The sequence below is a fragment of the Bradyrhizobium sp. SZCCHNRI2009 genome (assembly GCF_032485115.1).
Taxonomy (GTDB): Bacteria; Pseudomonadota; Alphaproteobacteria; order Rhizobiales; family Xanthobacteraceae; genus Bradyrhizobium.
In genome coordinates this window covers 75,904-90,536 of the sequence record NZ_JAUEUH010000012.1, presented here as the reverse complement: position 1 = coordinate 90,536, position 14,633 = coordinate 75,904, and the positions used below count along the sequence as shown (strand labels likewise).

The following is a 14,633-nucleotide window of genomic DNA, read 5'->3' as shown; positions in this document are numbered from 1 at the left end:
ATCTCTGACTTGCAAGCTTACGGAACATTCGATCATGGCATCCTACGATCTCGTCGTCATCGGCACCGGACCCGGTGGTTATGTTTGCGCCATCCGCGCAGCACAGCTCGGCATGAAGGTGGCCGTGGTCGAGAAGAACGCCACCCTCGGCGGCACCTGTCTCAATGTCGGCTGCATGCCGTCGAAGGCGCTGCTGCACGCCTCGGAGCTGTTCGAGGAAGCCGGGCACTCCTTCGCCAAGATGGGCATCAAGGTGCCCCAGCCCGAGATCGATCTGCCGGCGATGATGAACTTCAAGCAGCAGGGCATTGACGGCAACGTCAAGGGCGTCGAGTTCCTGATGAAGAAGAACAAGATCGACGTGCTCGTGGGCAAGGGCAAGATCCTCGGCACCGGCAAGCTGCAGGTCACCGGCAATGACGGCGCCGTGCAGACCGTCGAGACCAAGAACATCGTGATCGCGACGGGCTCGGACATCGCGCGGCTCAAGGGCATCGAGATCGATGAGAAGCGCATCGTGTCCTCGACCGGAGCTCTGTCGCTGGACAAGGTGCCTTCGACGCTCTTGGTGGTCGGCGCCGGCGTGATCGGGCTCGAACTCGGCTCGGTGTGGCGCCGCCTCGGCGCCAAGGTCACCGTGGTCGAATTCCTCGATCGCATCCTGCCCGGCATGGATGGCGAGATCGCCAAGCAGTTCCAACGAATCCTCGAGAAGCAGGGCTTTGCGTTCAAGCTCGGTGCCAAGGTGACCGGTGTCGACACCTCTGGCACGACGCTCTCGGCCATGATCGAGCCGGCGGCCGGCGGCGCTGCCGAGAAGATCGAAGCCGACGTGGTGCTCGTGGCGATCGGCCGCGTGCCCTACACCGAGGGACTCGGGCTGCAGGAAGCGGGCGTCGCGCTCGACAACCGCGGCCGCGTCCAGATCGACCATCATTTCGCGACCAGCGTGCCCGGCGTCTACGCCATCGGCGACGTCGTTGCAGGGCCGATGCTCGCGCACAAGGCGGAGGACGAGGGCGTCGCGGTGGCCGAGATCCTCGCGGGCCAGGCCGGGCACGTGAACTACGACGTCATTCCAGGCGTGGTCTACACGACGCCCGAAGTGGCCTCCGTCGGCAAGACCGAGGACGAGCTGAAGCAGGCCGGCGTCGCCTATACCGTCGGGAAGTTTCCGTTTACCGCGAATGGCCGTTCCAAGGTCAACCAGACCACTGACGGTTTCGTGAAGATCCTAGCCGATGCGAAGACGGATCGCGTGCTCGGCGCCCATATCATCGGCCGCGAGGCCGGGGAAATCATTCACGAGGCCGCCGTATTGATGGAGTTCGGTGGCTCTGCCGAGGATCTCGCGCGCACCTGCCACGCGCATCCGACACGGTCGGAGGCCGTGAAGGAAGCCGCGCTTGCGGTGGGTAAGCGGGCCATCCATATGTGATGGACGCCCGGAGGCGCCTTCGGTGGGTGCGACAAAACGCCCGCTTTTGACGCTGAACCGAACGGCAAGGCGCGAGGTCGTATCGTCATAGCGGCCTCAACCCGCGAGGCCTGGCGGAGATGGAGTCCGATGCTGCGCCGCCTGCTTCAGCCGTTCTGGGTTCTGCTTGCGATCATCTTCCTGATCGAAGCTTGGCTGTGGGACCATCTCGAGCCGATCGTGGCGCGCATCGTCGCCGCGATACCGCTGCGTAGCTTCAAGCACTGGCTGGCCGCGCGCATCGAGACCCTGTCGCCGGCGCTGACCCTGATCGTCTTCGTCGTGCCGGTCGTGCTGCTGTTTCCGCTCAAGCTGATCGGCATGTGGCTTTTGATGCACCAGCAGTGGAAGTTTGCGCTGGCCACGATCGTGTTCGGCAAGATCGTCGGTGTCGGCGTCACCGCCTTCATCTTCGATGTGACGCGCAGCAAGCTGCTGCAGATGTCCTGGTTCGCGTGGCTCTACGAGGCCGTGCTCGCGCTGCGCAGGAAAGCCGCGGCGCTGGTCGATCCTATCAAGCAGCGCATCCGCGAGATCATCCACGGCAATGCCGATGGCTGGTCATCGCGCGTGCTGCGCGTGATCATGCGCTTCCGCAGGAGCGTGCAGCAGGCGCGGTAGTGGTGGTCGCGACGTCGCAAGCCAGTTGCTGTCGCTGACCTCAGTGCAGATGCAAGAGATGCGGCTGGAACAGGCCGAGCAGCGTCATGGCAATACCGATCAGCGCGAGCCCTCCGGAGGCCCAGGCCAGAACGATCATTCCCGTGATGATCGTCGCCGACGCCAGCACGATGCCGATCTGGAAGGCAGCCGACGCCAGCTCATAGTGGTGGTACTTCGCCGTCGCCTCGTCGCGCTCATGCTCGGCATGCTTGGCGCGCTCCGCCAACTGCTCGCTGCCTTCGCCGGTCTCGGGCTCGGAGCGATAGCGCGCGGCATTCTTCTGCCAATCGTCGATCTGCTTCTGCAACGCCGCCTTGGCCGCCTCGTCTGGCAGCGCCGGCAAGCTCAGTTTGCCCTGCTCGGCGGCGGTCTGCACCACGGTGCGGCGAACGGTCTTGGCCTGGAAGAAGGCCCAGAGATTCGAGGCCTCGACGTTCTTGCTGATCGATTCGGTCTGCGCGCCCTTGCCGAGCGTTTCGGACAGGGCCAGGAACAGGGCTATGACGGCGATCAGCAGCGCGATCTTCTTGTTTTCGCCGGACGCATGCTCGGCATGCTCCGCATGCTCCATGCTCTCATGTGCGCTCATCAGTTCCCCTCCGGATCAAGCTGCCAAGACGATTGCCGGAACCGGGGGGACAGCGCAAGCGAAACGATATGAACGAAAAATGTCACCGTCGCGGATGCGCTGACGCGTAGACCTGCAGCAGGCGCTCCGAATCGATGCCGGTATAGATCTGCGTCGTCGACAGCGAGGCGTGGCCGAGCAGCTCCTGGATCGCGCGCAGATCGCCGCCGCGCGACAACAGGTGCGTCGCGAAGGAATGGCGCAGCGCGTGCGGCGTGGCGCTGTCCGGCAGGCCCAGCGCGCCGCGCAGCCGCTCCATCGCGAGCTGGATGATGCGCGGGCTCAACGGACCGCCCTTGGCGCCGAGAAACATCGGCCCCTCCGCAGGCAGCGGGTACGGGCAAAGCCTGGCATACTCGTCGATCAGCTGCAGCACGTTCTGCAGCACCGGCACCATCCGGGTCTTGTTGCCCTTGCCGGTCACGACCAGCACGTCGCCTTCGCCGGGGTGCGGCACTTCGCGGCGTTTCAGCCCGAGCGCCTCGGAGATGCGCAGGCCGGAGCCATACAGCAGCGCCATCACCGCGGCGTCGCGTGCCAGCACCCAGGTCTCGCGGGTCTCGCCGGCGCGCTCGTCGGCATCGGCGAGGCGCTTGGCGGCGTCCATCGGCAGCGGCTTCGGCAGGCTCTTGGCGATCTTTGGCGCGCGGATTCCTGAGAGGGCGCCGACCTTGCCCTTGCCCTCGCGCTCCAGAAAGCGCCCGAACGAGCGCAGGCCCGCCAAGGTTCGCATCAGGGAACGTCCGGCGATGTCGTCGGCGCGGCGCATCGCCATGAAAGCGCGGATGTCGGCGGCCTCCAGCCCCGCGAAGCGCGCCAGCGTCACCGGCTCGCCCCAATGGATGCAGAGGAATTGCAGGCACTGCCGGAGGTCGCGGGCATAAGCCTCCACGGTCTTCGGAGATAGCCGGCGCTCGCTACGCAGATGCGCCAGCCACTGCATCATGGCCTGGACGACGCCCTCGTCGGCGCCGAGGAGGGCGGTGGCCTCAGACTCTTCGTCCGTGTCCGCGTGAGTCGGCTCTGTTTGCTTTGCCATGGCGTCCGTGCCCACGGATGGGTCGCTGTGAAGCGTTGTCGATCGCCGCGAACTCGGTTTGCGCCTCTCCCCGCAAGAGCGGGAAGAGGGAGTGCAATGGCGCTCGCGGGAACAGCTCGATCTCATCTCGTCGAGTCATGTATATCGCACTGTCGTCCTTTACCGTTCGCTAACTTTGCCGGGCGGCTTTCGCTTCAGCCAGAGCAAGGCTATCTCCGCCCTCATGGACCGCGCGACCGACCTCTTTCCAGGTGCAGCCAGCACGACCGGCGTGGTCGACGTGCTGGTTCCGGTCGCGCTCGACCACACCTATTCCTACCGCGTGCCGCGCGGCATGGATCTGAAGCCGGGCGATATCGTCGGCGTGCCGCTCGGGCCGCGCGAGGTACTGGCGGTGGTGTGGGCGGAGAATGCCAATCCGGATCCGCGGCTGCACAACCGGCTCAAGGACGTCAGCGAGAAGCTCGAGGTGCCGTCCCTCAAGCCGGAGCTGCGCTCGCTGGTCGACTGGGTCGCCAATTACACGTTGTCGCCGCGCGGCATGGTGCTGCGGATGTGCCTGCGCATGGGCGAGCATCTCGGCCCGGAGCGTGTCCGGCTCGGCGTCCGCCTGGTCGGCGAGCCGCCCAAGCGGCTGACGCCGGCGCGGCGGCGGGTGATCGAGGCGGTGTCCGACGGTCTGCTGCATGGAAAGTCCGACCTCGTCCGCGAGATCGGCGTCTCCAGCAGCGTGATCGACGGCCTGGTCGACGAGGGGACCCTCACGGTCGAGGCGATGCCGCGTGCGCTGCCGCCGCCGGCGCCCGATCCGTCGTTCGCGCAGCCCGAGTTCTTCGACGCGCAGCTGGCCGGCGTCGCGGCGATGCGGGCGCTGGCCGCCGATGGCGGCTTCCAGGTCGCGCTGCTCGACGGCGTCACCGGCTCCGGCAAGACCGAAGTCTATTTCGAGGCGGTCGCCGAGACCGTCCGCCGCGGCCGGCAGTCGCTGATCCTGATGCCTGAGATTTCGCTCACCGGCCAGTTCCTCGACCGCTTCTCGCGCCGCTTCGGCGTGCGGCCGCTGGAATGGCATTCCGAGCTGACCCCGCGCACGCGCCAGCGCAACTGGGCGGCGATCGCCGCCGGCGAGGCGCCGGTCGTGGTCGGCGCCCGCTCGGCGCTGTTCCTGCCCTATGCCGATCTCGGCCTGATCGTCGTCGATGAGGAGCACGATCAGGCCTACAAGCAGGACGAGGGCGCGCATTACCACGCCCGCGACATGGCGGTGGTGCGCGGCCACATCGCCAAATTTCCGGTGGTGCTGGCCTCGGCCACCCCCTCGGTCGAGACCGAGGTCAATGCCCGCAAGGGCCGCTATCAGCGCGTCGCGCTGCCGTCGCGGTTCGGCGGCCAGCACATGCCGCATATCGAGGCCATTGATCTCCGGCGCGAGCCGCCGCCGCGCGGCCGCTACATCTCGCCGCGGCTGGCGGGTGAGATCCGCACCGCGATCGAGCGCGGCGAGCAGGCGCTGCTGTTCCTGAACCGCCGCGGCTATGCGCCGCTGACCCTGTGCCGCGCCTGCGGCCATCGCTTCGCCTGCACCATCTGCGACGCGTGGCTGGTCGATCACCGCTTTCGCCAGCGCCTCGTCTGTCACCATTGCGGGTTCTCGATGCCGCGTCCGCCGACCTGCCCGCATTGCGCGGCCGAGGAATCGCTGGTCGCGGTGGGGCCCGGCGTGGAGCGGCTGCAGGAGGAGGCGGCGGCGCTGTTTCCTGAGGCGCGCAGCATGGTGCTGTCGAGCGACCTGATCACCTCGATCGAAACCATGCGCGCCGAGCTGACCGAGATCGCCGAAGGCCGCGTCGACCTCATCATCGGCACCCAGCTCGTCGCCAAGGGCCACAACTTTCCGCGGCTCAATCTGGTCGGGGTGGTCGATGCCGATCTCGGCCTCGGCAATGGCGATCCGCGCGCCGCCGAGCGCACCTGGCAGCTCTTGAACCAGGTGATCGGCCGCGCCGGCCGCGAGCAGGGGCGGGGTCGCGGCTATCTGCAGACCCACCAGCCCGAGCACCCCGTCATGAAGGCGCTGGTCGCCTGCGACCGCGAGGCGTTCTACACCAGCGAGATCGACGCGCGCGAGCGCACCGGCTATCCGCCGTTCGGCAGGCTGGCGAGCCTGATCATCTCGGCGGGGGATCGGCCTACTGCCGAAGGCTTCGCCCGCCGGCTGGTCGCGTCAGCGCCGCGTGAGGAGGGCGTGCTGCTGCTCGGCCCGGCCGAGGCGCCGCTCGCGGTGATCAAGGGCCGCTACCGCTTCCGGCTGCTGCTCAAGTCGGCGCGCAATTTCGACCTGTCGGATTATCTGCGCCACTGGCTGGCGCATGCCGAGAAGCCCAAGGGCAATCTCAAGCTCGAGGTCGACGTCGACCCGCAGAGCTTCTTGTAGCGCTCTCTCCACCGTCATTGCGAGCGCAGCGAAGCAATCCAGGGCCGGGTTGGGACTCTGGATTGCTTCGTCGCTTCGCTCCTCGCAATGACGCGCGGAAAGATCGGGTATCTTACGACACGACCTCGGCGGTGACGCGGCCGACGCCGGCGCGGGTCAGGCCGATGGCGCGGGCGGCGCCGGTCGACAGGTCGAGCACCCGGCCGCGGATGAACGGGCCGCGGTCGTTGACGGTGACGATGACGCTGTTGCCGCCATGGGTCACGCGCAGCTTGGTGCCGAACGGCAGCGAGCGGTGAGCGCAGGTCATCGCGTTGGCGTTCATGCGCTGGCCGGAGGCGGTGCGGCTGCCGGACTCGTTGCCGTAGTACGACGCCATGCCGGAGAAAGTGCGGCCGGTGCCGGACGACGGCGTGACCGCTGCGTTGGAGTTCATCCACGAGGAGCCGTTGGACGACCATCCGTTCGAAAACGAGTCGGCCGCGGGCTGAGCAGCATGGCGCGCCATGTGATGATGGTGGTGGCGAGCGTGGTGATGGTGGTGCCTGGACCGGGCCGAGGCTTCGGTGGCGCTGCCGCCGACGATCAGCGTCACGGCAACAGCGAGCGCGGTGCGCGAGCCGGCGATCTTGCCAGCCGAGAGGTTCTTCAGTTTCAGCATCTATGTCCCTCGAACAGTATTGCCGCGTTCTGCGGCCAGTGGACCCCCGTCAGGTGTTGAGGCGCGCGCCGTTTGGTGGGGCAATGAGGCGTGAATGGGGCAGTAGAAATTGTTCCGCTCTGATCGAAACATCTTGCATCGCGGTCTACTCATCACGGAAAATTCCGTAATCCACCGCGTTAACGCTTGATTAACGATCAAATACTTCAAAATACTGTTGAGTTAAGTTCTCACTTAGGATGCCAAGATGTCAGCAAGTAATGTCGGTGCGGGCTGGTCGGCGGCCGCCGGGCACCGCCGACGGGAGTCAAGGCCAAACCAGCATGGCGGCCATGCAGCAACAGCTGGAACCTTGCGCTGAGTGACTGGTATCGGGGGCGGGGCGCGCGCGGGCGGCCATCAGCGAGTCCGTTGGACCGCGTGTAGGCTCCGACCGCGGCGCGGCAACAAGGTGCCGAATAGCGGGCCGCCGCTTGTTGCGGCTGCGCGTACGCTATGTTAGCAAAGCGCCGCTTTTCGTGATCAAGCTGCTCTCGCGGCGATCGAAAATCAAAGTCCTGCTTGAATTCCAAGGGCTTAGCTGGTTTGCGCCGCAGCGGCGCGCCGGTGTCCCTCTTGTGGGTTGGGCGCATATAAAAAGAGCACGTCTGTGGCTGCTGAAGATCCCTCCGTATCCGGTGTGTCCGGTCGTTACGCGACGGCCCTGTTTGAACTGGCCCGTGACGAAAAGTCCGTCGATGCGGTCAAGGCCGATCTCGACAGGTTCAATGCCCTCCTCGATGAGAGCGCCGATCTCAAGCGCCTCGTCCGCAGTCCGGTGTTCGGTGCGGACGTGCAGCTCAAGGCGCTGAATGCCGTGCTGGACAAGGCCGGCATCGCCGGTGTCGCCGCCAACGTGCTGCGCGTGCTGACCGCCAACCGCCGCCTGTTCGCGGTGACCGACGTGATCCGCGCCTTCAACGCGCTGGTCGCCAAATACAAGGGAGAGGCCACGGCCGACGTCGTCGTCGCCGAGCCGCTCTCCGACAAGAATCTCGACGCCTTGAAGGCCTCACTGAAGACGGTGACCGGCAAGGACGTCGCGCTCAACGTGAAAGTCGATCCAGCGATTATCGGCGGGCTCGTCGTCAAGCTCGGCAGCCGCATGATCGATAGTTCGCTTCGCACCAAACTCAACTCGATCAAGCACGCGATGAAAGAGGCAGGCTGATGGACATCCGCGCCGCGGAAATTTCCGCGATCCTCAAGGACCAGATCAAGAATTTCGGGCAGGAAGCCGAAGTCACCGAAGTCGGACAGGTGCTGTCCGTCGGTGACGGTATCGCCCGCGTCTACGGTCTCGACAACGTCCAGGCCGGCGAGATGGTCGAGTTCGAGAACGGCACCCGCGGCATGGCGCTGAACCTCGAGACCGACAATGTCGGCGTCGTCATCTTCGGCGCCGACCGCGAGATCAAGGAAGGTCAGACCGTCAAGCGCACCCGCGCCATCGTCGACGCTCCGGTCGGCAAGGGTCTGCTCGGCCGCGTCGTTGACGCGCTCGGCAATCCGATCGACGGCAAGGGCCCGATCCAGGCCACCGAGCGCAAGCGCGTCGACGTCAAGGCCCCCGGCATCATTCCGCGCAAGTCGGTGAACGAGCCGATGTCGACCGGCCTCAAGGCGATCGACGCCCTGATCCCGGTCGGCCGTGGTCAGCGCGAGCTGATCATCGGTGACCGTCAGACCGGCAAGACCGCGATCGCGCTCGACACCATCTTGAACCAGAAGCCGCTGAACGTCGCTGGCGCTCCCGAGAGCCAGAAGCTGTACTGCGTCTATGTCGCGATCGGCCAGAAGCGCTCCACCGTCGCTCAGTTCGTGAAGGTGCTCGAAGAGCAGGGCGCGCTGGAGTATTCGATCGTCATCGCCGCCACCGCGTCCGATCCGGCCCCGATGCAATATCTGGCCCCGTTCACCGGCTGCACCATGGGCGAGTACTTCCGCGACAACGGCATGCACGCCGTCATCATCTATGACGATCTGTCGAAGCAGGCCGTCGCCTATCGCCAGATGTCGCTGCTGCTGCGCCGTCCGCCGGGCCGCGAGGCCTATCCGGGCGACGTGTTCTATCTGCACTCCCGCCTGCTCGAGCGCGCCGCCAAGCTCAGCAAGGACCATGGTCTGGGGTCGCTGACCGCGTTGCCCGTCATCGAGACCCAGGCCAACGACGTGTCGGCCTACATTCCGACCAACGTCATTTCGATCACCGACGGCCAGATCTTCCTGGAGACCGATCTGTTCTTCCAGGGCATCCGTCCCGCCGTGAACGTCGGTCTGTCGGTGTCGCGCGTCGGCTCCTCGGCCCAGACCAAGGCGATGAAGAAGGTCGCCGGCAAGATCAAGGGCGAGCTGGCGCAGTACCGCGAGATGGCGGCCTTCGCGCAGTTCGGCTCCGACTTGGACGCCTCGACCCAGCGCCTGCTCAACCGCGGCGCGCGCCTGACCGAGCTCCTGAAGCAGCCGCAGTTCTCGCCGCTGAAGATGGAAGAGCAGGTCTGCGTGATCTGGGCCGGCACCAACGGCTATCTCGATCCGCTGCCGCTCAACAAGGTGCGCGCCTTCGAGGACGGCCTGCTGTCGCTGCTGCGCGGCAAGAATGCCGACCTGCTCAACGCGATCCGCGACAGCAAGGATCTGTCCGACGACAGCGCCGCCAAGCTGAAGGCGGTCGTCGAGGGCTTCGCCAAGACCTTCGCCTGATCGCGAGGTCGTGGCCGGCTCCGGCCGGCGATCCACGCCCTTCGGGGTGGGACAACGTGACATCTCATGCCCGGCGCCAGGCCGGGCATGACCAATCTCAGGGTTGAGCGGTCGGGTCTTCAACGGATCGGCCGCCGGGGTGAGCTAGACGAACAATGGCGTCACTGAAAGACATGCGGGTCCGCATCGCCTCGACCAAGGCGACGCAGAAGATCACCAAGGCCATGCAGATGGTCGCCGCCTCCAAGCTGCGCCGCGCGCAGCAGGCGGCCGAAGCGGCGCGTCCCTATGCCGAGAAGATGGACGCCGTGATCTCCAACATCGCGAGCGCCACCATCGCCTCCGCCGGCGGCCCGAAGCTGTTGGCGGGCACCGGTCGCGATCAGGTGCACCTGCTGCTGGTCTGCACCGGCGAGCGCGGCCTGTCCGGCGCGTTCAACTCCTCGATCGTCCGCCTGGCGCGCGAGCGTGCGCTCGCCCTGATGAACCAGGGCAAGGAGGTGAAGCTCTTCTGCGTTGGCCGCAAGGGTTATGAGCAGCTTCGCCGCCAGTTCGACAAGCAGATCGTCGAGCACATGGACCTGCGCTCCGTGCGCCAGATCGGCTTCGCCAATGCCGACGAGATCGCCAAGAAGGTGATTGCCCGCTTCGAGGCCGGCGAATTCGACGTCTGCACCCTGTTCTACTCGCGCTTCCGCTCGGTAATCGCGCAGATCCCGACCGCTCAGCAGATCATTCCGCTGGTGGTCGAAGCGCGCCCGGCCAATGCGGCGCCGCTGGCGCCTTACGAATACGAGCCGGAAGAGGACGAGATCCTGGCTGGACTGCTGCCGCGCAATCTCGCGGTGCAGATCTTCCGCGCACTGCTCGAAAACAACGCCTCGTTCTACGGTGCGCAGATGTCGGCCATGGACAACGCCACGCGCAACGCCGGCGAGATGATCCGCAAGCAGACGCTGATCTACAACCGCACGCGTCAGGCGATGATCACCAAGGAACTGATCGAAATCATTTCGGGCGCCGAGGCGGTCTAGCCGGATCGCGCAGCGCCCGTTGAAGCGCAACCCAGGAACATATCCCGGTCGAGCCGACCGTGGTTTCGTATACGGATCGTAAGGAGAGACACTCAATGGCTACCGCAGCCAACCAGATCGGTCGCATCACCCAGGTCATCGGCGCCGTCGTCGACGTGCAGTTCGAAGGTCACCTGCCGGCCATTCTCAATTCGCTCGAAACCAAGAACGCCGGCAACCGCCTGGTGCTCGAAGTGGCCCAGCATCTCGGCGAATCCACCGTGCGCACCATCGCGATGGACACCACCGAAGGTCTGGTCCGCGGCCAGGAGGTGACCGACACCGGTTCGCCGATCCAGGTGCCGGTGGGCGTCGGCACGCTCGGCCGCATCATGAACGTGATCGGCGAGCCGATCGACGAGGCCGGTCCGGTCGAGGCCGAGGGCCTGCGTCCGATCCACGCGGACGCGCCGAGCTACACCGACCAGTCGACCGAAGCCGAGATTCTCGTCACCGGCATCAAGGTCGTCGACCTCTTGGCTCCCTACGCCAAGGGCGGCAAGATCGGTCTGTTCGGCGGCGCCGGCGTCGGCAAGACCGTGCTGATCCAGGAGCTCATCAACAACGTCGCCAAGGCGCACGGTGGTTATTCGGTGTTCGCCGGCGTCGGCGAGCGTACCCGTGAAGGCAACGACCTCTATCACGAGTTCATCGAATCCAAGGTCAACGCCGATCCGCACAATCCCGATCCGAGCGTCAAGTCGAAGTGCGCGCTGGTGTTCGGCCAGATGAACGAGCCGCCCGGCGCCCGCGCCCGCGTCGGCCTGACCGGCCTCACCGTCGCCGAGCACTTCCGCGACCAGGGCCAGGACGTGCTGTTCTTCGTCGACAACATCTTCCGGTTCACCCAGGCCGGCTCGGAAGTGTCGGCGCTGCTCGGCCGCATCCCCTCGGCGGTGGGTTATCAGCCGACGCTCGCCACCGACATGGGCGCGCTGCAGGAGCGCATCACCACCACCAACAAGGGCTCGATCACCTCGGTGCAGGCCATCTACGTGCCGGCCGACGACTTGACCGACCCGGCGCCGGCGACCTCGTTCGCGCATTTGGACGCCACCACCGTGCTCAACCGCGCGATCTCGGAAAAGGGCATCTACCCGGCGGTGGACCCGCTCGACTCGACCTCGCGCATGCTCTCCCCGCTGGTCGTCGGCGAGGAGCACTATCAGACCGCGCGTCAGGTCCAGCAGATTCTGCAGCGCTACAAGTCGCTGCAGGATATCATCGCCATCCTGGGCATGGACGAGCTGTCGGAAGAGGACAAGCTGACCGTGGCCCGCGCCCGCAAGATCGAGCGCTTCCTGTCGCAGCCGTTCCACGTCGCCGAAATCTTCACGGGATCGCCGGGCAAGTTCGTCGACCTCGCCGACACCATCAAGGGCTTCAAGGGCCTGTGTGAAGGCAAGTACGACCACCTGCCGGAGGCCGCCTTCTACATGGTCGGCAACATCGACGAGGCGGTCGAGAAGGGCAAGAAGCTGGCCGCTGAGGCAGCCTAAGGGCGAATAGGGAGCAGCGAATAGACGAGCTGTTCGCTGCTTCCTCCTTCACTACTCGCCATTCGCTATTCGCTATTCGCAGGTTTCCCAATGGCTACTTTCCATTTCGATCTCGTCTCGCCGGAAAAGATCGCCTTCTCGGGCGAGGTCGACCAGGTCGACGTTCCCGGCCAGGAGGGTGATTTCGGCGTGCTCGCCGGGCATGCGCCGTTCGTGGCGACGCTGCGGCCGGGTATCCTGACGGTGACATCAGGCGGATCGCAGCAGAAGATCATCGTGCTCGGCGGCCTTGCCGAGATCTCGGACAAGGGTCTGACGGTTCTCGCCGACGTCGCCACGTCGCTGAAGGAGCTCGACCAGACCGCTTTCGCGGCCGAGATCGCCGGCATGGAATCCAAGCTGAACGAGAAGCAGGGCAACGAGCTCGATCGCGCGATCGAGCGGCTCGATCACTTCAAGACGATCCAGCAGCAGCTCAATACGACTGCGCTGCATTGATCCCACCGCACGACGTATGAATGAACGTTCATGGCCGGGCTCTGCCCGGCCATTTTCGTTTGGGGCTCGAACGTCGTGCGCCGGTCGATGACTACTTCAAGGGAGGCCGGTTGCATGCTCACCGATCTGACGGCATGCTCCCGGCCAATCCAGCGGGCGCGGTGACATGGCAGGACAGATCGTCTTGAAACGCAAGATCGCGGCGATTTTCGCCGCCGATATCGCCGGCTATTCGCGCCTCGTCGCGGAGGATGAAGAAGAGACGCTACGGCGACTGGCGGCCTATCGCGAGGTCGTTGACGACTTCATCGCGCGAGCCGGCGGCCGCATCTTCAACACCGCTGGCGATGCGGTGCTCGCGGAATTTCCCAGCGCGGTCGAAGCGGTGCGTTGCGCGATCGACATCCAGGAGAGCCTGCGCACGCGCAACATGGCCTATCCGCCGAGCCGGCAGATGAGCTACCGCATCGGCATCACCATCGGCGACGTCGTCGAGCGCGACGGCGATCTGCTCGGCGACGGCGTCAACATCGCAGCACGCCTCGAGGGCCTCGCCGACGTCGGCGGCATCTGCATCTCGCGCGCCGTTCATGAGCAGGTCGCCAACAAGCTGTCGGTGCAGTTCGCCGACATGGGCGCGCGGGAGGTCAAGAACATCCCGACCCCGGTGCACGCCTATCGCGTGGCGATGCGCCGCGAGGACGGCACCTACGCGCCGCCGGAAGAAAAGAAAGTCGCCCGCGGCGGCGGGCTCCGCCTGATCTGGCGAATTGCGGCCGCCGTGGTTGCGCTCGGAGCCGTCGGGATCGGGACCGAACTCTATCTGGATTATCGCGATCCGCACCCCGCGCAGCGCGATGCCGCCAAGGCGGCGGCGGAAGCGCTGGCCCGGCTGTCGGCCACGCCGGCTCCGCCGTCCTCGGTCCCGTCTTCATCTCCATCCCCCGCGCCGACGCAGTCATCCGTCGCCAGGCAGACGGCCGACTCGCCGCAGCCGCAACAGTCGCCCTCGCCTTCATCCTCCGTCGCCGCCGAGAAGTTTGCACCTGAAGCCGTGCCGTTCGTGAGCGAGCGGACCCGCATTGCGCTGGCGCGCGACTACGTGCCGGCACCGGATCACAAGGCGTTCGCGACCACGATCAACGGCGTCAGCGCCTATGTCACCGGACAGGCGAGCGACGACGCGGCGAAATCGGCTGCGCTGGAGCAGTGCCAGAAGCGCGCTGAAAATGCGAACGGACCGCGCCAATGCGAGCTCTATGCCGTCGGCGACAATGTCGTCTACGTGCACAGCAAGCCGCCGTTGCCGCCGCAGCCCTGGGTGCGCCACGACCCGATGACCGAGCGCGCCTTCAGCGCGGCAGAGATGCCGCTGGTGCGCGATACAGGCCGGGCCCGGCTCGAAGCGAACTACGGCACGGCGCGTCGGACCAAGGCCATCGCGCTCGGGCCCGGCGGGCAGTTCTTCTACAGCGTCGGCGGCGACCTCGTCGACGATGTGGTTCGCCGCAATCTGGAAGCCTGCGGTGCCCAGGCGGGCACCGCCTGCATCATCGTTGCGCTCGACGATGCCTTCGTGGTGCCGATACCGACGGTGATGAAAGCCACCGGCTTCTTCCGCGCGGCCATCCATCAGGCGATCGCCCCGGAGGCGCGCGAGGAGGTGGCGCGACGTCTCGAGGCCGCGACGTCGGGCTGGAATGCAGTCGCGGTCGGCACGGCCGGCCACCCCGGCTTCGGCCTCAATGGCGACCGTGAGGAGACGGCGATCGGCGGCGCGCTGGCCGACTGCGCCACGCGCGACAACGACTGCCGGGTGATTGCGATCGGGCCGTTCACGGTCGAGGACAATTAGGCCGGCGAACTCTCGCGACATCGCCTTTCCGAGGCGCGCGGAGCGTCGGCCCTTGAATGACGAA

12 protein-coding genes are annotated in these 14,633 nt (G+C 66.1%); 9 read left to right on the top strand and 3 right to left on the bottom strand.

Annotated elements, in window-relative coordinates; all coding sequences use genetic code 11:
* Window positions 1-34 precede the first annotated feature (34 nt).
* Window positions 35-1,438 carry a dihydrolipoyl dehydrogenase gene (gene lpdA, locus QX041_RS31400; RefSeq protein ID WP_315715929.1) on the top strand — a complete coding sequence of 468 codons (1,404 nt, stop codon included), beginning with the start codon at window positions 35-37 and terminating at the stop codon, window positions 1,436-1,438.
* Window positions 1,439-1,567: 129 nt separating this feature from the next.
* The gene (locus tag QX041_RS31395) at window positions 1,568-2,098 is read left to right on the top strand and encodes a hypothetical protein (RefSeq protein ID WP_315715930.1); all 531 of its coding nucleotides are present in this window, start codon (window positions 1,568-1,570) and stop codon (window positions 2,096-2,098) included.
* 40 nt (window positions 2,099-2,138) lie between these two features.
* Here QX041_RS31395 and QX041_RS31390 read toward each other — a convergent pair whose 3' ends face one another.
* Entirely contained in the window at window positions 2,139-2,729 is a 591-nt protein-coding gene (locus tag QX041_RS31390) for a DUF4337 domain-containing protein (RefSeq protein ID WP_315715931.1), read from the bottom strand.
* A gap of 82 nt (window positions 2,730-2,811) precedes the next feature.
* Window positions 2,812-3,714, bottom strand: a complete 903-nt coding sequence (locus QX041_RS31385; protein ID WP_316167816.1) for a tyrosine recombinase XerC — start codon at window positions 3,712-3,714, stop codon at window positions 2,812-2,814.
* A 316-nt stretch (window positions 3,715-4,030) separates the two neighbouring features.
* On the opposite strand from QX041_RS31385, the gene QX041_RS31380 reads away from it, so the two are divergent.
* On the top strand, window positions 4,031-6,241 hold the full coding sequence (locus QX041_RS31380) for a primosomal protein N' (RefSeq protein WP_316167763.1): 2,211 nt from the start codon (window positions 4,031-4,033) through the stop codon (window positions 6,239-6,241).
* Window positions 6,242-6,353: 112 nt separating this feature from the next.
* Here QX041_RS31380 and QX041_RS31375 read toward each other — a convergent pair whose 3' ends face one another.
* Complete coding sequence (locus tag QX041_RS31375; protein WP_315715933.1) at window positions 6,354-6,902, bottom strand: septal ring lytic transglycosylase RlpA family protein; 549 nt, start codon at window positions 6,900-6,902, stop codon at window positions 6,354-6,356.
* A gap of 649 nt (window positions 6,903-7,551) precedes the next feature.
* Between QX041_RS31375 and QX041_RS31370 the strand changes: the two genes are divergently transcribed.
* From QX041_RS31370 to QX041_RS31345, 6 genes are all read left to right on the top strand, one after another.
* On the top strand, window positions 7,552-8,112 hold the full coding sequence (locus QX041_RS31370; RefSeq protein WP_315715934.1) for a F0F1 ATP synthase subunit delta: 561 nt from the start codon (window positions 7,552-7,554) through the stop codon (window positions 8,110-8,112).
* Complete coding sequence (gene atpA / locus QX041_RS31365; RefSeq protein ID WP_315715935.1) at window positions 8,112-9,644, top strand: F0F1 ATP synthase subunit alpha; 1,533 nt, start codon at window positions 8,112-8,114, stop codon at window positions 9,642-9,644. Before QX041_RS31370 ends, atpA begins: the two co-directional genes overlap by 1 nt.
* Before the next feature lie 155 nt (window positions 9,645-9,799).
* Entirely contained in the window at window positions 9,800-10,678 is an 879-nt protein-coding gene (locus tag QX041_RS31360; RefSeq protein ID WP_316167762.1) for a F0F1 ATP synthase subunit gamma, read from the top strand.
* Window positions 10,679-10,773: 95 nt separating this feature from the next.
* Window positions 10,774-12,216 (top strand): F0F1 ATP synthase subunit beta, encoded by a 1,443-nt coding sequence (gene atpD, locus QX041_RS31355; protein WP_315715937.1) that lies wholly within the window; start codon window positions 10,774-10,776, stop codon window positions 12,214-12,216.
* A 90-nt stretch (window positions 12,217-12,306) separates the two neighbouring features.
* Window positions 12,307-12,714, top strand: a complete 408-nt coding sequence (locus QX041_RS31350; RefSeq protein WP_315715938.1) for a F0F1 ATP synthase subunit epsilon — start codon at window positions 12,307-12,309, stop codon at window positions 12,712-12,714.
* Window positions 12,715-12,880: 166 nt separating this feature from the next.
* Window positions 12,881-14,569, top strand: a complete 1,689-nt coding sequence (locus QX041_RS31345) for an adenylate/guanylate cyclase domain-containing protein (protein ID WP_316167761.1) — start codon at window positions 12,881-12,883, stop codon at window positions 14,567-14,569.
* The last annotated feature ends 64 nt before the right edge of the window (window positions 14,570-14,633 follow it).